At 60.3% G+C, this 21,316-nt stretch carries 10 protein-coding genes and 5 tRNA genes; 10 read left to right on the top strand and 5 right to left on the bottom strand.

All coding sequences use genetic code 11. From position 1 onward, the window contains the following. Positions 1-140 precede the first annotated feature (140 nt). Both AC5O5I_RS20790 and AC5O5I_RS20785 read left to right on the top strand, forming a co-directional pair. Positions 141-1,028 carry an ATP-binding protein gene (locus tag AC5O5I_RS20790; RefSeq protein WP_172222957.1) on the top strand — a complete coding sequence of 296 codons (888 nt, stop codon included), beginning with the start codon at positions 141-143 and terminating at the stop codon, positions 1,026-1,028. Further along, a complete protein-coding gene (locus AC5O5I_RS20785; RefSeq protein ID WP_172222961.1) occupies positions 1,029-1,511 on the top strand; it encodes a GAF domain-containing protein in 483 nt (160 codons plus the stop codon). Between the two features lie 129 nt (positions 1,512-1,640). On the opposite strand, the gene AC5O5I_RS20780 is transcribed toward AC5O5I_RS20785, so the two are convergent. Next, the gene (locus AC5O5I_RS20780) at positions 1,641-2,408 is read right to left on the bottom strand and encodes a hypothetical protein (protein ID WP_172231799.1); all 768 of its coding nucleotides are present in this window, start codon (positions 2,406-2,408) and stop codon (positions 1,641-1,643) included. A gap of 274 nt (positions 2,409-2,682) precedes the next feature. Here AC5O5I_RS20780 and AC5O5I_RS20775 point away from each other — a divergent pair. From AC5O5I_RS20775 to AC5O5I_RS20755, 5 genes are all read left to right on the top strand, one after another. Further along, positions 2,683-2,758, top strand: a tRNA-Glu gene (locus tag AC5O5I_RS20775). A 4-nt stretch (positions 2,759-2,762) separates the two neighbouring features. After that, positions 2,763-2,838: transfer RNA gene (locus AC5O5I_RS20770), tRNA-Gly, on the top strand. Positions 2,839-2,930: 92 nt separating this feature from the next. Then, positions 2,931-3,006: transfer RNA gene (locus AC5O5I_RS20765), tRNA-Glu, on the top strand. 3 nt (positions 3,007-3,009) lie between these two features. Further along, a tRNA-Gly gene (locus tag AC5O5I_RS20760) sits at positions 3,010-3,085 on the top strand. An 85-nt stretch (positions 3,086-3,170) separates the two neighbouring features. Continuing rightward, positions 3,171-3,246, top strand: a tRNA-Gly gene (locus tag AC5O5I_RS20755). A gap of 47 nt (positions 3,247-3,293) precedes the next feature. Here AC5O5I_RS20755 and AC5O5I_RS20750 read toward each other — a convergent pair. The 4 genes from AC5O5I_RS20750 to AC5O5I_RS20735 all read right to left on the bottom strand — a co-directional run bounded on the left by AC5O5I_RS20750 (position 3,294) and on the right by AC5O5I_RS20735 (position 14,296). After that, positions 3,294-4,805, bottom strand: coding sequence for a hypothetical protein (locus tag AC5O5I_RS20750; RefSeq protein ID WP_256678546.1), 1,512 nt, complete (start codon positions 4,803-4,805; stop codon positions 3,294-3,296). A 63-nt stretch (positions 4,806-4,868) separates the two neighbouring features. Continuing rightward, positions 4,869-7,070: an autotransporter outer membrane beta-barrel domain-containing protein gene (locus AC5O5I_RS20745; RefSeq protein ID WP_494511479.1), complete on the bottom strand. Its 2,202-nt coding sequence runs from the start codon at positions 7,068-7,070 to the stop codon at positions 4,869-4,871. 189 nt (positions 7,071-7,259) lie between these two features. Further along, the gene (locus tag AC5O5I_RS20740) at positions 7,260-9,257 is read right to left on the bottom strand and encodes a hypothetical protein (protein WP_494511478.1); all 1,998 of its coding nucleotides are present in this window, start codon (positions 9,255-9,257) and stop codon (positions 7,260-7,262) included. Between the two features lie 56 nt (positions 9,258-9,313). After that, the gene (locus AC5O5I_RS20735) at positions 9,314-14,296 is read right to left on the bottom strand and encodes an RHS repeat-associated core domain-containing protein (protein WP_494511477.1); all 4,983 of its coding nucleotides are present in this window, start codon (positions 14,294-14,296) and stop codon (positions 9,314-9,316) included. Positions 14,297-14,527: 231 nt separating this feature from the next. Between AC5O5I_RS20735 and AC5O5I_RS20730 the strand changes: the two genes are divergently transcribed. Genes AC5O5I_RS20730 through AC5O5I_RS20720 form a run of 3 tightly spaced genes read left to right on the top strand, consistent with a single transcriptional unit; the run spans position 14,528 to position 21,315 of the window. Beyond that, positions 14,528-16,366, top strand: a complete 1,839-nt coding sequence (locus AC5O5I_RS20730; RefSeq protein ID WP_494511476.1) for a hypothetical protein — start codon at positions 14,528-14,530, stop codon at positions 16,364-16,366. Positions 16,367-16,392: 26 nt separating this feature from the next. Then, positions 16,393-18,882, top strand: coding sequence for a hypothetical protein (locus AC5O5I_RS20725; RefSeq protein ID WP_494511475.1), 2,490 nt, complete (start codon positions 16,393-16,395; stop codon positions 18,880-18,882). A gap of 3 nt (positions 18,883-18,885) precedes the next feature. Then, a complete protein-coding gene (locus AC5O5I_RS20720) occupies positions 18,886-21,315 on the top strand; it encodes a hypothetical protein (protein WP_494511474.1) in 2,430 nt (809 codons plus the stop codon). Position 21,316 lies beyond the last annotated feature (1 nt).

The following is a 21,316-nucleotide window of genomic DNA, read 5'->3' as shown; positions in this document are numbered from 1 at the left end:
CCTTGATAGCTCACCGGCCTGTACCGGCCTCTTCGCGGCTGAAGCCGCTCCCACAGGGATACCACAAAACCTGTGGGAGCGGCTTCAGTCGCGAAGAGGCCGGCACAGCAGGCCCCAAATCCGAATTTTCAGGAGCCCTGATGGACGCTCGCTTGATTGCATTTCTGGACCGCGCCGAATCGGTACTGGCGCGCCTCGAACCCTTGTTGCCGGCAGTACGCCCGGACATCGACTGGGGCACCACCCTGGCCGCGCGCTGGCAGCGCGATGGCCGTAGCGGCTACCTGCTGCCGCTGGAAGTCAGCCTGGATATCCGCCTGAGCGACCTGATCGGCGTCGACCAGCAGCGTGACCAGCTGGGCCGCAACACGCACCAGTTCATCAATGGCCTGCCCGCCAACCACGCGCTGCTGTGGGGTTCACGCGGCACCGGCAAGTCGTCGCTGGTGCGCGCCTTGCTGGCCGAACATGCCGGCGCCGGGCTGCGCCTGATCGAAATCGAACGCGACCACCTGGCCGATCTGCCACGGGTGGTCGAGCAGCTGCAGAAGCTGCCGCAGCGTTTCATCCTGTTCTGCGACGACCTGTCGTTCGAAGCCGGGGAGGGCGATTACCGGGTGCTCAAGAGCGTGCTCGACGGCTCGCTGGAGCAGGCCCCGGACAACGTGCTGCTGTACGCCACCTCCAACCGCCGGCACCTGGTGCCGGAGAAAGAAAGCGACAACGAGAACTGGAAGCGGGTTGACGGTGAGCTGCACCCCAGCGAAGCGGTGGAAGACAAGATTGCCTTGTCGGACCGCTTTGGCTTGTGGCTGTCGTTCTACCCCTTCACCCAGGACCACTTCCTCAATGTGGTCGAGCACTGGATCGGCCAGCTGGCAAGCCCGGCCGGCCTGCGTTGGCAGCGTGACGAAGCCCTGGACATCCTCGCCGTGCGCTGGGCTACCGGCCGCGGTAACCGTAATGGCCGTTGTGCCTATCAGTTCGCCCGCTACTGGGTCGGGCTGCAATTGCTGGAGCAAAAGTAAATGATCGACCTCAATGCCAGTGGCGCCGGCCTCGACGGCTACAACCTGCTGGCGGCGCAAGTGCAGGCACTGTTTGCCGACGAGCGTGACTTCATCGCCAACGCCGCGCAGTTTTCGGCGTTTCTGTACAACCAGGTGGACGACCTGAACTGGGCGGGGTTCTACCTCAACCGCAACGAACAGCTGGTGCTGGGGCCGTTCCAGGGCCAGGTAGCCTGTGTGCGCATTCCATTCGGCAAAGGTGTCTGCGGGGCGGCGGCGGCTACCCGGCAAACCCAGCGCGTGGAAGACGTGCACGCATTCCCGGGGCATATCGCGTGTGACAGTGCGTCGAACAGCGAACTGGTGATTCCGCTGGTGAAGGAGGGCAGGTTGATTGGTGTGCTGGACCTGGATAGTCCGAAGCTCGGTCGGTTCAGCGAAGCGGACCAAATTGGGCTGGAGCGGTTGGCGGCGGTTTTTCTGGCGTTGACTGACTGCTGATTGGTGTGTCGCCTGTACTGGCCTCTTCGCGGCTAAAGCCGCTCCCACAGGGACTGCATCAGGCTTGACGGCCTTGCGGTCCCTGTGGGAGCGGCTTTAGCCGCGAAGAGGCCAGTACAGGTTAATGCATCAGTCGTACATCACCTTCTTCTTCCAGGTCTCTTCCTCATCGGTCTTGAGCCCTTCAGTCAGTTCGTTCTGCTCGTCCTGCGCCGGTTCCATCTTGTCCAGCACCTGGGCGTTGGCGCGGGCCAGCAGCTTCTCCAGATAGGTCAGCTGCTCTTCATACACCTTTGGCTCCGGCTGCTTGCGCAGGTATTGCACGCCGCGCTCGAACGCCAGGCGGGCCTGGCCCGGCTGGTTCTTCTGCAGGGCCATCTGGCCGAGGCTGTTGAAGAACTCGATGTGCAGCAGCACCAGGATATGGCGGATTTCCTTGACCCAGTGCTTGGCCTCGGCGGCAGGCAGGAAGCCTTCCTGGGCGGCACGGGTGACCTGGTTGTGCAAGGCTTCCAGCAAGAAACGCACGTCCTTGGCCTTGACCTCGGTCTGGATCGGGTTGGGCGGGTTGTTGACCGGGATCTGTTCGCCCTGGGCTATCAAACCTTCAAGCTCGGCAATGCGCGCCTTGAGCTCGGCATTGTGCTTGTCCACCGCCAACTGGCGCTGGTTCAGGTTGAGCTCCAGACGGGTCAGCAGCAGCTTCAGCGCCGGGGTCATGAACTGGCCGGGGAAGGTCTCGGTGATTTCACCGCAGCGGCGCAGGCGGTCGGCCAGCTCGATCTTCATCCGGGCGCGCTCGAGCTTGCCGTTCTCGACCACATTGTTGAGGTAGCCGATCACGATCAGCAACGCGATACCCGCCACGATGAGCAGGGTGATCAGAAGTGGTGTCACCGTTAATGCCTCATTGAAGAAGAATTGCAGCTTTGAGTGTAGTGAGTTTGCGCGTGAGCGAACAGGCGCCGTATGTCTGTGCTGGCCCTCTCTCTATATCGACCACCTGACGCGCAGCTGCACCCCTACCGACCCGGAAGTCATTGATTTAAATAAATTTCTACAAAGGGGTTGACGCATGTTCCAACCATCCATAGAATGCGCGCCACTTGCAGCGTAAAGCACACAGCGAAACGCGGCAGGAAGTGAAAGCAGGCAGCAATGCCAGCAGCGTGTCCCCTTCGTCTAGTGGCCTAGGACACCGCCCTTTCACGGCGGTAACAGGGGTTCGAGTCCCCTAGGGGACGCCAAATTGCGGGAATAGCTCAGTTGGTAGAGCACGACCTTGCCAAGGTCGGGGTCGCGAGTTCGAGTCTCGTTTCCCGCTCCAAATTATCCGGCAACGCTTAACGGCGGGGCAGGAAATAGAAATCCAGTCTGAATCGTGAGGTTCAGGTCCTGGTGCACTGAAAAGTGTTGTGTGTCCCCTTCGTCTAGTGGCCTAGGACACCGCCCTTTCACGGCGGTAACAGGGGTTCGAGTCCCCTAGGGGACGCCAAATGCGGGAATAGCTCAGTTGGTAGAGCACGACCTTGCCAAGGTCGGGGTCGCGAGTTCGAGTCTCGTTTCCCGCTCCAGTTTAAATACTGTGGCGTCTATGCGGTACAGTGGTGGTGAAGGTCTTCATGGCGCTTCACGCCAATAGCGGTAAAGCTTCAAATTGCGGGAATAGCTCAGTTGGTAGAGCACGACCTTGCCAAGGTCGGGGTCGCGAGTTCGAGTCTCGTTTCCCGCTCCAAATACAAAAACGCCACTCTTTCGAGTGGCGTTTTTTTTTGCTTGGGATCAGGCCTTGTCTTCCAGCTGGGCAGCGGCACTCGGGAATTTCAACCAGCTCACCTTGTCGTCGAATGACACCTCGACGAGCACATGGAACTGGAAGGTGAGGGCCAATTCTCGCAGGTCGGTTTCGCTCACGTTACCCAGCACTATCTCGCCAGCTTCGGTAGGAACGGGTAGCGCATTGGCAATGGGTAGTGTGATTTCCACCTCGGTATTGGTGCGGCTCACCCCAAGGATCCAGGCGTTGACGAGCTGTGATGTATGCCGGAATTCCCAGTCGCCCAGCGTAAAGGTGGCGCTGCCCAGATTGCGCACGTTCAACGCGCCGTTGATGATTTTGGTGCACTGGACCGTTGGCAGGCCTTCGATTTTCCGTACTGTGACAAAGTGCAAAGGTGATGGCGGTACGTCAGGTTTGTCGATCTGGTAATGCAACTCGACCCGGCTGTTCATGTGCGGCGGCACATGCACGCGAGGGATCAGGTATTCACGTGCACCTGGCGAAGTGGGTGTGCTGGTGGAGTAGCCGCCGAGTGTGCCTGGTTCGCCCCAGTATGCGGTGACTGTTTCACCGGGCCTGATGTCGGCATCGTCCGGTATGACGAATGTGACGCCATTGACGGCCTTGCCTGGCTCCAGCGTGCTGAAGAAATCACTGCCTGTCGCCTCTTTGATGCGCGGCGGTGGCAGCTCGCGGGGTGGGGGGGACGGGTCTGATTTTACCGAGCGCGCCAAGGCTCGCTGAGTTGCCGTGCCGGCCCGGTCCTGGACTTCATAACGGGCAAAGCGAGTGCCGTTGCCGGCCTGGCGAATAAAGTCGCCTGTAAACACCAGCTTCAGCGTTTTGCTGCTACTTTGCGTACCCAGGAGTTCGATGTCCTCTTTGCTCAGCGTGATCATGCCGACCATCTGTTTCCCGACCGGGTCGTCGCTCCAGAACCACTTCACGGTGTCTCCTGGTTCGGCGCCAAGGAAGGGCGGGACTTCGGCCGTGACCTCGTCGTCATTGGCCTTCAGGTAGTCCTCGGTCACCCCATCACGAATGATTAGCGGGGGAAACTCCAGCTGGTCTTCATCTGGGAGCAAGGGGGGGGTCTTGTCGATGTAAACAGTCAGCGGCCGCGACTCGGAAAGTTCACCCGCGTAGTTGAGCACGTCGTAATGCAGATCATGCTCGCCTTCGATCATCAAGCGGACAGGTGCGAGGATATACAGATCTGCAGGCTGAATTGGCTTGTCGAACGCCTTTTTCTCGACCTCTTTACCATTCCAGTACAACGTCAGGTACTCGGTCCCCAGCTCTGGCGCCGAGTGTGCCCACAGCGGGAACTCGACGCGCAATGGCTTGTAGGTGGCGACAAACGCCACGACATTGGTCGGCGCTCCCTCCACATCAGGCACCAGGTCCAATACCGTTGGCGGAACGAGCAGTGCCGTATCCGTGGCCGGTGACGGCGCTGCGGTCGATGTATTGCACGGGGCTGTGGCTTCCTGGGTGGTTCTTTTACGAGTCATCGGCCTTCTCCGAGCCTGACGTTAAGACGAAAAAGGGAAGGCGCTACGGCCTTCCCTCAGTGTTCACCAGCTGTACCGCACCCCGAGATTGACGCCCCAGGGCTGTTCGATCTTGCTGCCGTGGCTGTAGTCGAAGTCGGCATGCGCTTGCCATTGCTCTGCCCATGACAGCGCCAGGCCCACACCAACCTCACCGCGCGTACCGGACAGGTCGTTGGCGAAGCGGTTGCCGTTCACCTTGATCTGGTTATCGTTGGCCCATTCATGCACGGCCGCGACGCGCAGGTAGGGCTGGAGGGTGCGCCCGTCCGCCGCGGTGAAGGTGCGCCCTGTTGTGGCGCCGAGCTTGCCCAGCAGCGAGCGTGTGCGTTCGCCCTCGGTACTCATACCGTTGTCCAGGCTGTAGTCCTTGCCCTGCACCACCAGCCCCGAGAGCTGCGCGAATGGCTCGAGGAAGTAGCCGTCTGCCAGGCTCAGGTGCCGGCCGACTTCCAGCGAAACCCCCAGCCCTTGACTGGTGTAGTCCCCCTCGGTTTTCTTGCCGTCGCTCAGGCGTACGTCCAGGCTGTTCTCGAAGCGGTTGAGCCGAGCCGTGGCGTCGAAGTAATAGCCGCTTTCGGCCTCGAACCAGCTGGTATAGGCACCGATGTGGTAGCTGTCGACGGTTGCAGATGAACCACGTGCCAGGTTGAGGTCGGACGTGCTGATGCCCGCCGTAACCCCGACCAGCCAGTTGCCATCACCGGCTGACAAGGGGGTATCGGCGCCGAACGACAAACCTTGCTGATGCTGCTGATAAGCCACGCCAGCGCTGGCCGCGACATTGTATTTATTGCCGAAGGTACGCACCCAGGCGCCGGAGTTGCCAGGGTTGCGTCGCACCTCACCCATGCGGCTGCGCAAGGTGCCTAGTTCGCCGTACCAGATGGTTGGGGCTGCGTTGGCCAGGGCCATGACCGATTGCGTACCAGGGCTGACCACTCGGGTAGTCAGGTCGAGGAACCAGTCGTTGTCGCCTTTGCGCACCAGGTCGTAGGAGTAGGCACCCAGGTCCACCGGCCCGCCTTGCAGTTCGAATTGCGCGTCGCCGCCGCCGGTGTGCACCATGTGCAGGCTGTTTTCCGCGTGCGGGTCGTGGCCACTGCTGTTGATCAGCAAGGTATGGTTGCCGCTGGCGTTGCCGGTCACGTCCAGTTTGTCCGATTGGCCGCTGCTGAAGTCAGCTTCCATCACGAAGGTGCCGTTGCCCGCCAGGCTGTCCAGCGAGAGGGTGAAGAACTCGTTCAGCTCGCCAAAGCGCACCGAGCCGCCATCCATGCTCAATGCGCCGACATGGGCATCGCCGACCATCACCCATTGGGCATTGCTGTCGATGGCCAGGCTGGCGACGTTTTCCAGGCGCCCTTTGAGAGTGGCAAAATTTTCGAGCTGAACTGCGGCACTGCCGCCTTCGGCGACGACGACGTCGCCCTCCAGCTGGCTGTCATTCACCCGCAAGGTCGCGTCAGCACTGTGCTCCACTTCCAGCAGCACGCCATTGCCCGCGCGCAGGGTCGAGCGGTTGAGCACGTCGATATGCGCAGAAGCCGGGCGAATGGCGCCGATACCCACGACGATTGCCGATCCGTTCACGCCCTCGACCAGGCTGTTGTCCACCACCAGCGTGGAGTTGCCCGAAGGGCTGCTGCCTTCGCGCAGGCGTACGCCGTTCTGGCTGCCGCTGATGGTGGAGCCTTCGCGGGCTATCAGCGTGCCGTTGAACAAATCGGCGCCCAGGCCGGCTGCGCCAGTGCCACGCAGCTCGCTGCGTTGCAGTTCGAGCGTACTGTCGTTGACCAGCGCGCCCTGGCGTGCGCCGCTTATGTTGCTGTCGATGACAAGCGCCTGCGAGTGCCTGCCCGCGCTGCCATCCGCTGTCAGGCTCAGGCCGCGGGACTCGCTCACCACAGTGGTGCGCTGCAAGGTAGCATCTGCCCCCCACAGGGTGAGACCGTTGGCATTGTTCAAGGCGTCGATACGGCTGTCGCTGAACGTGACTGTGGCGCCCGCCTCTGCAAACACCTGCAACATCTTCGCGCCATTGGCCGTCAAGGTGGCCGGACCTATGACGCGGTAACTGTCGAGTGCGCTGTCGGCATCGATCAGGGTGTCCTTGGTAACGTTGGTCTGGGCCCAGGCGGAGGTTGCCAGCAGCAGCGGGCTCAGTTTGCCCAGCAGGGTCAGATGCCGAAGAGAATAGAAAGTTGATCGCGGGTGGCTAGACATGGAATTTCCTTGTGTATATGGCTGCGTTTGTAAGATCCATCTCTCCTTTTTGTAGGGGGATCTTTCAGGCCGTCAGCCTATGTGCGCCACTTCGCGATGAATGTAGGAATTACCCTACAATTCACCAGGATAAGTCCTACATTTAGTGCTGGCGGCGGCCCGATTTCCAAAGGCCGCTGCCAGCGGCGGTCAGGGGCGGGTCAAATCGCAAGTGCTCCCTGTGCCGTTGTCAGCGATGCTGACTCTTTTTTCCGCGGGAGCCGATACCAGCCCTTTTCCGGGGAAGCTGTACTTCACCCGGCCGCGTGCCGCCAGCGGTGAAGGGACATAGATCGGCAGAATACGATCCTCGTACGGCTGAATTTTCCAGACGAAGCCGTCCTCGATCATTGATTGAGTCAGCGTCAGCGTTTCGGGGAGGCCCACGTCGATGGGGACTTCACCGTTAAGCCCCTGGACGACCGTCCATTCGAGCGTGATCTTGTCGCCAGGGACGAGGTTGTACTGGGCACTGGCCGGGATCCTGATCCTGAATGCAGGAGGGGCTGTAGCGTCGTCCGGGTCCCACAAGGATGAGCAACTCAGCCCCTCGAACTGCCCCGCATCCGGGGTAATCGTCACCGCGTCGGCATCGACGTACTGGCGCTCCGACTCTTGTTCATTGAGCGCGTCGGCTGCTGCGCGCACGGTGTAGTGCACCGGCAGCCTCGGGTTGTTGCCGGCCGCAAGGATGTACTTCCACAGGATCGTGACTTGTTTGACCGCGCCAGTTACCCGGTCGACCACCCAGCTAGCCTCGTCCATCAGGATGCCATTCCAATAGAAGTCGACGACCTGTCCGACCTCGATGCGGTCGTACAGATCGATACTCAGCGTCGCGTCCTTACCGGCGTCAGCCCGCACCAGTCGGTTGCTCTGCCCCGACTCGCTGGTGATCTGGGGTGCGGTCAAGTAAGGGTTGACAGGCGCCGGCCATTCGGGGTCCGGGTCGGGGCGCCCGGGGCCTGCGATGGAAAAGTCGACGTTGATGCCGTCATTTGCCGGGCCATAGGGCACCTCGCCGCGCAAGATTCGATAGCTGACGTTGGTGGCTTCTACACCTGTACTGGCGCCGTACTCCTCGCGCAATACCTCCGGGGGAACCGGGACGCTGATAGGGAAGGGGCGTGAGCCCACAGGCTCAGGGCGCAACACGGAGCCGGCTGGGGTTACCCCGTGCCATGTGACTTCGATGGTGTCACGCAAGCCGCGGTTCTTGTACTCCGGGATGTCCACCGTGACCCCGAGCTGCGCATCCTTCAGGTCAAGTGCGCCGTCCAGTGCCAGCGGTACTTGTGGTTTCTGCAGATCTTCCGGTTCGTCCCCGAGCACTACGTCGACCGAGCCCGGGAAAGCCATGCGGCTCTTGTTGGTCGCTTTGTCGAACTCGAAGTAGGTGATAAAGAAGCGGCCATCGCCCATGCGCCGTATCTGGTCGACCGGGATCATCACCTTGCGGTCATCGGGAACGGGCCCCTCGGCCACTGGCGTGCCGAATTCGCTCTGTTCTTCTGGCCATTTCTCCAGATAGTACAGCGTGAACGTATCGCCCGGCTGCTGATTTGCCCGGGGCGGTAAAATGGCTTCAATCCCACCGGGGTGCGCGGCCAGGTAGGTTTCGTTGATGTAGCCGGCGGGCAGCTGTACCGGATTCGGCACTATCTGTTCACCCCATGGCGGGATGCTGTCACAGATCAGCCTGATGGCCTCCGACCGACGGTGAACGCCCATGTAATCTTCGTGCCTGTAGCGGATCCATAGCGCGCCATTGACGGGGATATTGCCCTGAGGGTATGACAGGGGAATAGGGAAATCGTCCGGCACGATCGGCGGAAAGCATTCCTCCGGGGTGCCGATGTCTTTGAAAGAGTCATTGGTGCCGGTCAGGGAATATTCCAGCTGCAGTTTTTCCGATTCCAAGTCGGGGTCGTCCGGTAGAAATGCCCATGGCGGAATGCGGACTTCAAGATCATCCGTCAAGGCATTTCGGTGCAGAGTGCCGTCCAGGGGATCAATGATGCCTTTGACATCGGGGGCGTCCAGGCTCTTTGGGGATGGCTGAAGTTTGGCTGTTTTTGATTTCAAATAGTGCTTGCGGGTTAAATTGGCATCGGCTCGGGGGGAAGAAGTGCTCGCTGGCTTTTTCATTTTAATGTCCCTGAAAATAAATTTGATGATTTTAACCCTGGAGGGTATGTTGCTGTTTAATCTCTGGGGGAGGCGCCGGGTAAGTGCATGTTGCTGCGTAACTTGGATGGGCCAGCCTTTCCAGGCTTGGATGTAGGCCTAAAAATAGCTTTAGGTATATGTCTAGGGCGTGGCTTGAAAACAAAATACGGGCTGACAGCGTATTCTGCGAAGTTATTAGACTTATAACTGCCAGCTCTTGATTTAGGCGCACCCAACCAGAGCATCCCCCCCGCGATAGCACCCGTAACGCCAGCCGCGATATTAAGAATCAGGCCTATATTGCTTCGCGTTTCATGTCCGGAAAGGACACCTTCCGTTTGCACCGCCGTACCAGCCACTGTCAGCGTGGCTGTGATGATCGCCGCCGCGACCTGGGTGCCTACTATGAAGGCGCCTCCACCCGCTGCTACCGATACCGTCAATGCCGCTCCCGCTGCCGCTGCCGCTGCCGCACCCGTACCTCCTCCGGCTGCCACCGCCGCCGCCGCCGCACTTGCTCCGGCCGCCGCCGCCGCCGCCGCCGTACCTGCTCCGGCTGCCGCCGCCCCCGCACTTGCTGCGACACCTCCGGTGGCTGCCGTCCAGGCGGCAGCTACTGCAGGCGTTGCCGTACCATACGTCACCACAATCGCCACCACCGAGGCGATGGCGGCGAAAATGAAACCGACACCCATGCCGACCCAGCCCATCACACCGAGCTCCACGCGCGGCGAGATCCGATGCCGCTCAAGCTCCTGCCGCGACTGGCTGGTACCGCTGTAACCGGTGCTGAAATGCCCAGTAGGGTCGCGGAAGGTAACCGGGTTGCCCAGGCAGTAGCCGTAATAGTTCAGCCCCCCTTCGCCGAACGGGCTGAGCGAGTCCGGGCTGTGGAAGCGCATCAGCACCGTGTTGTAGGCGCGATAGCCGTTGCCCAGCAGGTACCAGCCGCTGTCCGGGTCAAGCGCCTCGCCGTTGTAGCCCAGCGCAGCCAGCGCAGGGTCGTCGCTGTGGCCTTCGCCGTATGCCGTATAACGTATGGCCCGCGTGCTACCGGCCTGGCTTTCGGCAATCACGCTGTGGCTGGCACTGGTGTGCAGCAGCAACGGTGAGTGCGCGCCGCTGCCGCTTTGCTGCACACCCAGCGGTTGCTCGCCGTGGTGCAGGTACAGTGTCTGCACGCCGTCACGCACGGCCAGGCGCAATCGTTCACCGTCATGCAGCAGCAGCGTGCGCTTGCCGGCGTCGTGGCGACTGACCAGCAGGCCATTGCCGTCATAGCCATAGGTATCGGGCTGGCCCGCAGCGTTCAGGCCCAGCAACCGGTTCTGGCTGTCATAACGCACCGGGCGGTTACGCTCGTCGCGGGTCAGGTTGCCATTGGCGTCGTAGCTGAACCAGGGGGCCGGCTCGGCACGCGCAGGCGTGTATTTGATGTGTTGCAGCTGGCAGGGGTCGCGTTCCGCATGAATGAACTCGGCCCTTTCCGGGCGCAGCACGCCGGTGAAACTGGTAATTGTGATCACGATATTGTTGAAGGCATCGAAGGTGAATACCTGTGATTCGATACCGCGGCCCAGCGTGTCGCGGGGCAGGTCCGGCCCCTTGCAGGTGTGCCGGACCAGACGCGCATGGCTGTCATAACCAAAGCCTTCTTCAAGACGCAAAACACCGGCGACATGCAGTGTGCGGCTGAGCATCAAGTCATCCGCGCCCCAGGCCGATTCCTGCAGGCGATCTGGCTGACCGCTCTGGCGCCAGGAGCGCTTTAATTCGCGATCATGATCATCATATTCAACCGCCGTTTGCAGCGAATGGGTGCCTGCCCGGTCGTGGCTGGTGATCAGTTGCACGCGGCCCAGCTCATCGTATTCGAAGACCGCCTGCAACTGGCCCTGAAGCGTGGATTTCAGGCGACCATCCGGGTAGTACTCGTGCGTGGTAGGTACACCATTGGCTTCTTGTGTACTTTTCAATCGGTCATGCAAGGTGCTGACGTGGGTCCTGCTCCAGGACTTGCCTGTGTGCACGTCGTCCCAGTGTTCTGCAGTCAGCTGGTTGGCCATGTTGTATTCGTAACGTCGCTTGCCTTGCCCGTTGTCACTGCTAAGCAAACGCGCGCTGGTGGGGTGATAGCCGAAGCGGGCGTGGTCTTCGGGCGCATTGTTGCTGGTCGGCATATTGGTGAGCTGCAGGTTGTAATCCAGCTCGATGGTGTCCCCGGCAGGGGTGATGTGCTGGCGTGGCATGCTTTCGCCTTCACGGAACACGTAATACTCAGTCCGCCCGCCCGTGGTAGCGCCGACCAGGCGGTCCAGCCCGTCGTGGTACTGCGCACCGATTTCGCGGGCGGGTAACGAGACGTTCGCCGGGGTCACCACCAGGCTGGCGGGTAGCTCTTCGCTGGAATGCTCGGCGTAGGTGCGGGTCAGCTGTGTATTGTTGGCCTGCCGGGTGCTCAGCATGCGGCCCCAGGGGTCGTAGGCAAATAGTGTGGTGTGGTTGCGTTCATCCTTTTCGCTAAGGGTGTGCCCGAGGCCGTCATAGGTGTAGCTGCGCTCGCCGAGCAGCTCGTCGAAGGCATCCAGGCGCTTGCGGCGCACGGGCTTGTTGAACAGGTTGAGCCAGGTCTCGGTCTTGCCGCTGATCGCCCGCGCCACGTGCGTTACCTGGGTTTTGACACCGTTACGGGTGTTTGTCCGGGTACGTGATTGCAGCTTGCCGCCTTCGCGCCAGGTGTAACGGATGGCGCCTTTGTGAGCGGCATTACCGATAGGATCGAGTACGTTGTGTTGTTCAACGCCATCCGGGCCAATGGAGCAGCATTGCTCACCCCAATCGTCATACCTCATGCGCTTGGTCAGCGTCAGGAACTGGCTACCTTGCAGCCAGTCGGTAACGGTTTCCTGGACCCGGTGGCCGAAAGCGTCGTATTCAAGGGCCATGACTTTGAAAAAGCTGCCCGGCCGTGAGGGATGAACGTTGTCCCTTTGCTCGAGGACAGGCCGGCCCAGGCCGTCCAGTACCGTCTCGGTAGTGATACCGCGCGCGTTGGTCACTCGATGCCGGGCGATGTCCCCGTCGCGGGCACACAGTTCATAGGCGTAGCGTCTGCCCGCCTCGAAGTCGGTCCCGGCCGATACCCGCTCACGGATAACACGGCGCAGTGCATCGAATTCCCAATGTGTTTGCACGCCGTTCTCATCGCATTCGAAGACCGTCTCACCGACCAGCAGCGAACGCCTTTCAGCGGTTGAGCGCAGCGCGCCGTCATAACCGATGAGGGTGGTGCGGGTTTCCAGTACCGGGTGCTGGCTGAGTGGGTCGACCATCCTCTTGAACTGATACTGGGTGGTGGTTTCCAGCGTGTTGCGTTTGAGCGTCTGCTGATAGAGGCGGCCATGCAGCAGGCTGGCAAACGGCGCGTCAATGTAGGCGCTCACCGTTTGCGCCAGCACCTCTGCCGGGTTGGCTTCCTGCACCAGTGTTTCGGTGTGCTCGACAACCATTGGGCTAAGCGTGATGGTGTCGCTCGCCAGCGGCGTCAGCGCGCGGTACCGATAGTGGCGGGTCAGGGTGGGTGCCGGCCCTTGGCCGTCGCTGGAGGGTGTGGTGGTCCGGCTCTTGAGGTGCCGAACGAAACCATTGGCATCCCCCGGGTACCCGTCTTCAGCCTCTACGCCGTACCAGGTATTGGTTTCGGTCACCCCGCTGGCCAGTTTCCGCCAGGTGATGTTGCCATGGGTGTCGTACTGTGTTTCGACCGTTTCCAGGCGGCTGCGGGTAATGTCGTTGGCCAATGACCAGCGGGTCTGCTCCCTGATCGGCATCTGCAGGGTTGGCGCCTGGTCGTCGAATGAGCCTGGCCTGAGGTTGTAGGTGGTGTTGATTTCATGAACGCAGTTGTTCTGGACGGTTCTGGTGGCAGTCAGCAGGTGGAAACGGTTGAAGGTACGGGTAACGCTCTGCAGTGGGTTGCTATCTGCGTCGCATAAGGTTTCGACGGTCTGATACTCGTAGTCGGCCGAGTACTTGTAGAGGTTGTCCAGCCCGTCGTCAGTCCAACCAATGCCACTGCCGAAGCCCAGGAAATTGTGCAAGCCCGGATAGGCATAGGCTCGCTGAAATGCGGGTTGTCCCTGACCTGGCTCGATGATGTGGCGGGTAACACGGGGCAAGGCCAGGGGGCGGCTGGTACCTGGGAACTGATGCCCACCATCCTGATAAAGCAAGTATTCCCGAGCGCCGGTAGGGGTCTCGACCTTGCTCAGGCACAGATGATCGAGCACCTGCCTGTATTCCAGGCGCCAGCTTGCATGCTCGGCGGTTGGCAAAACAACCGATTCGACCCAGTCGGTGTTGATCAGGTTCATCACATAGCGGGCGAAGGGCTGGCCGTCATCGCCCTGGTAAGGCCGTTCGCGCAACTCGATGCGGCCATCCTTGCGCTCTACTTCCAGAAGGATCTGCCCGCTGCCATCGGTGATCGAGCTGAGCATCATGTAGGCCGGGTTGAACGGCTGGTACGCCAGGCTGATGTGGTGCCCTGTCGCCGAATAGATCTGCACCGGCAGGGCGATGCGCCCGGTCATCCCGCCCATTTCTTCGAGAATTTCCACCACGCCAGAACGGTGTACCACCCGATAACGCGCGTTGCCACCAGGGCCGGCAGGTTCGCGATACAAATGAAAGTGCGCCAGCAGTTGCTCGCGCAGGTGCAGGCGGTTGCCGGCGGTTCCGGTGACCTTGAAAGTTTCACCGGTAGAGGTGGTGACGACTTGGTTGTGCGCAGTGAACTGGGTCAGTGACAGGTTCCAACCTTTGCCCCACCCAGAGTCGCTCTTGTTGAGCGGGCTGAAGTTGAGGCTGAGTTCCGGGTCGGGGCCCTGGAAGTCATTGGCGCGCAGGTCGGGAAGTTTGATCGACAACGTGTACTGGCCGGTGCGCGTATCGACACCGTTTTCCATGAAGCTCATGAAGTTAAGGGCGTTGGAGTGAATTGAAGGTTCTGAGCTCATGGTGGTGTGTCTCATCGTGTGCATGAGGAATGAACAAAGGCGTTTCAACTTTCAATGCGCCCATGCTGTACAGAGCTGGAACATGACAGCGCGGTGCTGCGGTACGGATCGACAGTAGTTGAAGTTACCTGGGCTGGCACCTAGCAGTTTTGCCAGGTGTCGAGCCACAGGGCGGGTGTTATATCTAGCTCAAGTTGCCGATTGGCCCTGTGTTGCAACGGAGACGCCACAATGGAAATGCCAGAGGTCGCGCACCTTGATGAAAGAAGTAACTCGGTCAGCCTGGATGCACTAGGCGATGCCGAGCTGGAGACCTGGATCAAATACCCCGGTATCGCCGAAGGGGATTACGTACGTGTCAACTGGCGAGGGTGCAGGGCGGACAATACGGCCGATGATATCTTTGGGGCTCGCCAAGTCCTTCGCCTGGACCCCGTAAAGGGCTGGGTGTTTCCAATCGCTAACGACAAAGTCAAGGCCTTGCGCGGTGGTCAGGTTTTCTACTCGTACATGCGAGTGACTGATGCAGGCGAGCCGCTCAGTGAGGAGTCCCTGCGTCGGGCCTTCTATGTCCAGCGGCCGGACGAAGGCTACTGGTCATTACCGGTTCCCCACCTTCAGGACGCCCATCAGGGGAAAATCGATGCCAGTGCGCTGAACCCTGAGGGCGTGCTGTTGGCGACAGCGCCGTATGCGGCCATGAGCGAAGGTGACGAGATTACGCTGACCTGGACGCCTTTCTATACCGAAACTGCAGAGGGCACGCCGGTTCAGCAGGAATATGTAGTTGAGGAGCGCGACATCGGTCAGCCACTGTTGTGGCACCTGGAATATGGCGATGTATACAACTACCTGTATGGTTACGGTTTGTTGCAATACCGCATCAAGTACGCCAGCGGTACTAGCAGCGAGTCCTTGGTGCAGCGCTTCGAAATCGTCTGGCCCGAACCTGAATCTGAACCCGAACCCGAACCCGAACCCACCGACCCGGCACCCGCGCCACTGTTGCCGCCACCCCGCATCGACGGGCATACGGGGGGCGCCCTGGACCCCGATGACGAAGCCTATCAAGACGGGGTGTGGTTGGAACTGGAGGTTGACCCGCAGATGCGAGTCGGTGATTCGTTGATGCTCTACGCCGTGGGGCCTCAAGTGACATTGCGAAGCCTGCGCGCGGATGTGAGCTCCCTGGACGGCAAGCGGGTTGCCGTGCTTTTGGACCGCGCGTGGCTGCAGAGCGACGAGAACCGTGGCAAGCAGGTTACTTTCAGCTATGAATTTGCGCGGCAAGGCGTGCAGAAGCGCTCCCAGGTGCTCACTGTGATACTGCAACGCAAACTCCACCTGCCGCTGCCGGTAATCAAACATGCAGTGCAGGAGCCTGGTGATGAGTCGCACCAAGCCACGGTCCACCCACGCAACCTGGGCAGTGGGGCTGAAGTCAGGATTCCGCAGGATGCAGAACTCGGCGAGGGAGAGGTGCCTGCGCCGCAGATCAGGCTCCACTGGCAGGGACACGGCAGCACAGGGAACGTCATCGTGCCTCAGCCTGCTTCTGGCGACCGGCGCTTGTTCAGGGTGCCGCGATCGGCAATGGCGGCCAACCTGGGCAGGCGGCTTGACGTGTACTACACCCTCACGCGTCACGGCGAGGCGCCTAGGGAGTCGCAAAAGTTTGACTTGCGGGTGGCCGATTTCGACAGCGCAAGTTACCTCCCTATCCAGGTTTCAGGCGTTGAAAACGGGCAGTTGAAATTGAGCGAAGTTCCAACGCATGGGGCCCTCTGCACGCAGGACAGTTGGACGTTCATGGCAGAAGGGCAATTGCTCGGCATCCAGGCAGAGGGTGAGCCGAGAACCGGTAAACCCGCCACTCATGTTCTACGCCCGCGCACGGCGGAAGTGACCGAGGATGAGTACTATGACGGCAGCATTGAAGCGCTTCTTCCCATACAGTTTCTCGAAGGCCTGAATTTGAACAGCACCCTGAGACTGACAGCATCTGCCAGTTTCGATGACGGTGAGACGTGGCGAGACTTTCGGTCTGCCGATATTAAACTGATTGGCTGAAATATAATTAATTTCGGAGGTTACCCGTGTCGAATAATTCGAAGGCGGCGCTGCTGGCGTGGCTTCAAGCCGGCGATCGAATGCTGAACTGCGATTCGATCTTTGCCATTAAAAAGGACAAGGCCAACCCCTTGTTGATCCAGGAATATATAAGGCGTTTTCACACAGGCTCCTACCTGGAGCCGATCAACGGCGAAACGCCTGCGGACAATGGTTATAAAGTTTATATGCAAAACTTTATCCTGGATCATCCGCGCTTGTCTTTTGACAACGCCGAAATCACAAGCTCGCGGGCCAGCCTGCGCATGAAGATCGTTGGCGGTAACCAGGTAGGGTTGAAGAAGGTCGGTGCACACTGGTATCCCCAGCGCATTGACCGGATTGAACCCCTGGTGGGCCCGGAGTTGCGCCTGCGCCTTGAGCTTGCCGACGTGCCAGGCTATGTGAATGAGGAGGCAGGCCTGATCCTCGATTTGCGCAACAGTGATGATTTTGTGGTGACCTTCTCCGATTCCAGACGTATTCGAGAATTGGGAGGCGATTTTTTCAAGACCTTGTTCAAGGCGTTGCCCGACAGCAAACGCATCTGGTCACTGGGGCGTATCGAGCAAGGTAATGATGAACTGCTTCGACCCGAGTCGTTCCGACTGTTCACTCAGCGTAATCCGGCGGTCGATCCTTCGCCGATGGAAGAGGATGATGAAGATGTTGATGGCGCGGTAGTTGGGTTGATCAGCATGGTTGCAGGCAGCGGGCAGCCAGATATACCAGGGCCGGAATACCGCTACTTGATCCCTGATGACAGTGACGTTTACTCGGCCAGTGTGCTTTTCGAGCGCAAACGCGTGGCGCTTGCGACCGTCATCAGGCTCCTTCCGCGTGACATTTTCAAGAACGTGGAATTCAAGATTGAGCGGACGCCAAACGGTGAGATGTCAGCGATCGCAACGGCGGGGGAGTTGGCCTTTCTGTCAGAGCGCAAGACATTTAGCTACCAAAGCGAAAACGCTAAAGGCAGCGTTCACTGTGAAATTGATGCTCTTCTGGTTACCGATAAAGTTCCCCTTGCAGGCATTTTGAAAATCAACGTGGTGGCAGATCGCGTCACGCTGGAACTGTTGATTGATCGGCATGAAGTTTTCACCCAACTGGAGGCGTACCGGGAAGTCAGCTACGCACCGCACCCCTGGGTGAACCCGGATTTTGTCGTGGGCATCTGGAAGTGTGAAACCAGATTAACAGTGCGCGGTGAATGGCGGATGAAGGATCTTCACGGCGCCACGTTGGAGTTGTCCAGCTTTATCGCACAACCAGGAATGCTCAAGTCCCCTGAGCGGCTCTTCCCATGGGAGGGGGAGTCGACGGGAGGGGCGCTGGATGTGAATCATATGATGTTTGTCCTGCTGCTCCCTTACACGTCCTACCTCGACATAGGCGACTTGAGAGCTTTTGGGCCGATCAGGGCCGCGCTCGCCAAGGACCTTGCCACCCAGTTACGTATGGATGAAGTGGTCGAGCAAACCATCAAGCTGAATTTCGGTGGCGCAATTTTGAGCCGCGAACAGCATATGCCCAATGACATCATCTGTTTCGGCCACGTCGACCCGCGGTCGACCACGTTCACCGTGACGCCGCTGGAAAAGATCCTGGTCCACGGCGACAAGTTGCAGCTTGCATGCGTGCCTGCGCAAGCCGGTGTGAAGTGGTCGGCCGAGTCGGTCGAGGGGGCGACGGACGACGCGGGCCATTTCGATCAGCATGCCAACGGCTTGTACTTGGCGCCGGGCAGCACAGGCATTCAGGGTGAGTTCACCCGAGTGCGGGTCACCGCCACGGATCCGGTCAGCGGTTTTTTCAGTTCAGCACTGCTCACCGTGGTCAAACACGCCCTTCAGGTCAGCCCTTTGCTGGACGTATGTCAATCGGGCGACGAGGGGGTCAGCCTCAAGGCCGAGCACGTGACCGGTGGTGAACTGCAATGGCGCATCCTGGGCTCACAACCCTTTGGCAAGCTGGCGCATCCGACCGGCACGGCCAACACCTATCACCCTGGCAAGGACGTGGTGGGGAAATCGTTCGTGGTCGAGGAGGTGGAGGTGCGCAACAGCCTGACCGATGAACGCCGGACGCTATGTATCGTCACCCAGATGACCGGGAACCGCCCCGCTGATGTGCTGGTGGACGAACGCGATGACAAGTTGGGCAGAGTCTGGCTTTCCATCAGTGCGGGGGGGGCGGCCGGCGTCAGTGAACTGACAGTCGCGTATGGCCCGGGGCGGATCGACATCGATCAGGGCGGTAAGCCTTACTACCAGGCGACCGCCGAGAGCCCTGCACATTTCTGCGTTGTCCGCGCCGTCTGGCAGCCCATGCCAGGGTTCCCCTTCAGCTTGGAGGGTTTCATCGTGTTGCCGCTGCCCTTGGGTGAGCACATCAACGCTTATCAGGCCCTCGAACAGGCTGCACAACGCGTGGGTGCACGAATGCTGTACAGCACATCAATGGAACAGGGCTAAATCATGGCTACCAATTATCTGTCGGTCATCACGGCTTGGATGAAGCAGCAAACAAGCCATCTTAACTGGGACCTCACATTTGCCACACGTCCCGAGCAACTGAACCAGCTGGTCGAGCAGGCGCATTTCAGTCAGGAGGACAGCGCTTGGGGCGATATCGAAGGCGAGATCGCCCTGCCTGGCTCCGGCGTTACCCATATCCTGACCGGCTACCGCATGGGGCCGCCAGTATTGGCGGCCATGCAGGCAGCGCATGCTTCGGCAAAGGTCCAGCAACGCATCGCCCTTGAGGGTGGTACGCACCTGAGCGTGGACAAGGTCGACGGCCTGCTCGGTCTGGCGGTGCATGATGTGCTGGACCCGCTGCCAGTGTCGCAGGCCCTGGTGCTTGCCAGCGATGCCCAGGGCGTGAGGGCCGACCTGCGCGATGGCACTGATACCGAACTCGATCTGGGCGGCGGCCTGCCCCAGCGCCTGGCCGCCGGGCGCTTCTTCAAGGATGTGCTCAGCGGCCTGGGCAGTGCCCGGCAAGTCTATCCTTTGGTGACGTTCAGGCGGCTGCCCAGCAACCCTTACCTGAACGTGCGCCGCAGTGAAGTACGTACCCATGTCAGTAAAGCCAATGGCACGCCTGCATTAGTCATCTTCGCAGGCGTTGACAACGGGCCGACGGGCGACTTCCCAGGCGAGGACTCCGGGTATCCTTTCCTGTTACCTGACGACCTGGAAACACCGGTGAGCAGCAGTGTGTTGCTGACCTCGCGCTTCCTGCATCGGGCCGCCTACGGTGTCGGCCTTGAGCATATGCTTGAAGGTGGGGCGTTCGACGCCACTTTCGACGCGGATAACAACCTGCAGCGCCTGGATGCCAAGGCTGGTCTGCTGCCTGTGCACCCCGGCACCTATGAGAGCAACGCTTATCAGTTCAGCTGTGAGGCGTTCGAGATTGCCGTGGCCGGCGCTCCGCTTGACGCCGATACCGATGCGCGGATCGCCAGCCAACACGGCCAAGGATGCTGCTGCTGCACATCAGCCCTGAGCAATGCGCAGGGCCAGGAGTCTCAGGCTGATTTCCAATCGCCCCTCAGTATCTCGTTCGAGCGTGATGAAGTACGTCAGCACTGGAAGTCCCACTGCACCCTGTCATTGACCTACAGCGCCAAGCCGAACGGAGCGGAGCAGACTCACACGGCGACCTTCCAGTTCGACCTGCAGACGTTGTTCAACTTGAATGAACCGGCGTCATCCGAGGAAAGCGCCGGCGGCATGCTGCTCGGGCAAGTGTTGTGGCCATGGCAGCAGTCGGCCGAAGTGACCCCTGTCAGTGGCCTGCCGAACAACATGCCGGCCGAACTACGCGAAGAGATCTGCGCGTTTGTCGCGTTCTTGATCAAACAGGCGGTACTGGAAGGCCTGGCCAAGCAGCTGACCGCGTTGATTCCGGAGCAAGTGCTGGACGGCGTCACGTTGGCGGGGTGGTACAAGCTCGCGCCGTTCCGGCACGAATTGCCCAATGGCATGGCCTTGTTTGCCAGTGACGGTGGCGCTGCCGGTTTTCGTATCGTCGATCCACCCATCACACTGGCCCCGGCACAGCGTCATGCCTTTACCGTCAACCCGCCGCTGGAAAACGTGACATGGTCGTTGCGGGAGCTCCCTGGCAGCGTCGGTGACCTTGGCCGGATCGATCCCGCTACCGGTGACTACCGGGCTCCTCCAGCGCATGCCATGGGAAGCGAGCCGATGCGCGCCACGGTTGTCGCCACTGACTCGAAAACCGGCCAGAACAGCACCACCCTAGTCACCGTGGTGCCCTCTGCAATGACGGTCAACCCGCTGGTTCAGGTGTGCTACGTCGATGACGCTTTTCCACTGACGGCCGGCACCCTGGGCGGAGCCTTGGAGTGGTCGGTGGCTGACGCCGGGGAGGACGGACGCGGTTCGGTAGCCCCCGATGCTGATGGCAAGCGTTGCACCTACACCACAGGTGCCAAGGTTGAAGGCAACGAAACCTATGTACTCGACGAAGTCAGGGTGCGCAACACGCTGACAGACGAGGTGCGCTCGACCTATGTGCTGGTGCGCCAGCGCGGCCCGGAGATCGCGGTGACGCTTACCCAACGGCCAGACGGCAAGTTCCAATTGCAGGGCCGCGCCTACGGTACGGACCTGGTGGACGTGGAGTGGAAACTGCCGATTGATGGTACTGGCACGATCGATGGCGAGAAAAACGACCAATACACGCCGCCCTTCGCTGATTCCGACGCGCGTTTCACCCTGATCATCGGCAAATGGGTGCTACCGGATTCCGAGTTCATCTTCGAAGGCCACCTGCTGCTGCAGCTGCCTTTGTCACAGCATTTTGCAGCCATGCATCGCGCCGCCAGCCCGGCAGGCCTGCGCGTGGCCCCTGCACCGTCGCTTGGAGGTTGAA

This window comes from Pseudomonas sp. 9_2_1, from assembly GCF_059295275.1.
Note: the sequence above shows the minus strand (reverse complement) of the source record. Positions and strands in the feature narration are given on the sequence as shown.

What these genes read in the sequence shown, in the direction of transcription:
- AC5O5I_RS20790 (WP_172222957.1), top strand. Translation starts at nt 141, where the DNA reads ATGGACGCTCGCTTGATTGCATTTCTGGACCGCGCCGAATCGGTACTG.
- AC5O5I_RS20785 (WP_172222961.1), top strand. Translation starts at nt 1,029, where the DNA reads ATGATCGACCTCAATGCCAGTGGCGCCGGCCTCGACGGCTACAACCTG.
- AC5O5I_RS20750 (WP_256678546.1), bottom strand. Translation starts at nt 4,805, where the DNA reads ATGACTCGTAAAAGAACCACCCAGGAAGCCACAGCCCCGTGCAATACA.
- AC5O5I_RS20745 (WP_494511479.1), bottom strand. Translation starts at nt 7,070, where the DNA reads ATGTCTAGCCACCCGCGATCAACTTTCTATTCTCTTCGGCATCTGACC.
- AC5O5I_RS20740 (WP_494511478.1), bottom strand. Translation starts at nt 9,257, where the DNA reads ATGAAAAAGCCAGCGAGCACTTCTTCCCCCCGAGCCGATGCCAATTTA.
- AC5O5I_RS20735 (WP_494511477.1), bottom strand. Translation starts at nt 14,296, where the DNA reads ATGAGCTCAGAACCTTCAATTCACTCCAACGCCCTTAACTTCATGAGC.
- AC5O5I_RS20730 (WP_494511476.1), top strand. Translation starts at nt 14,528, where the DNA reads ATGGAAATGCCAGAGGTCGCGCACCTTGATGAAAGAAGTAACTCGGTC.
- AC5O5I_RS20720 (WP_494511474.1), top strand. Translation starts at nt 18,886, where the DNA reads ATGGCTACCAATTATCTGTCGGTCATCACGGCTTGGATGAAGCAGCAA.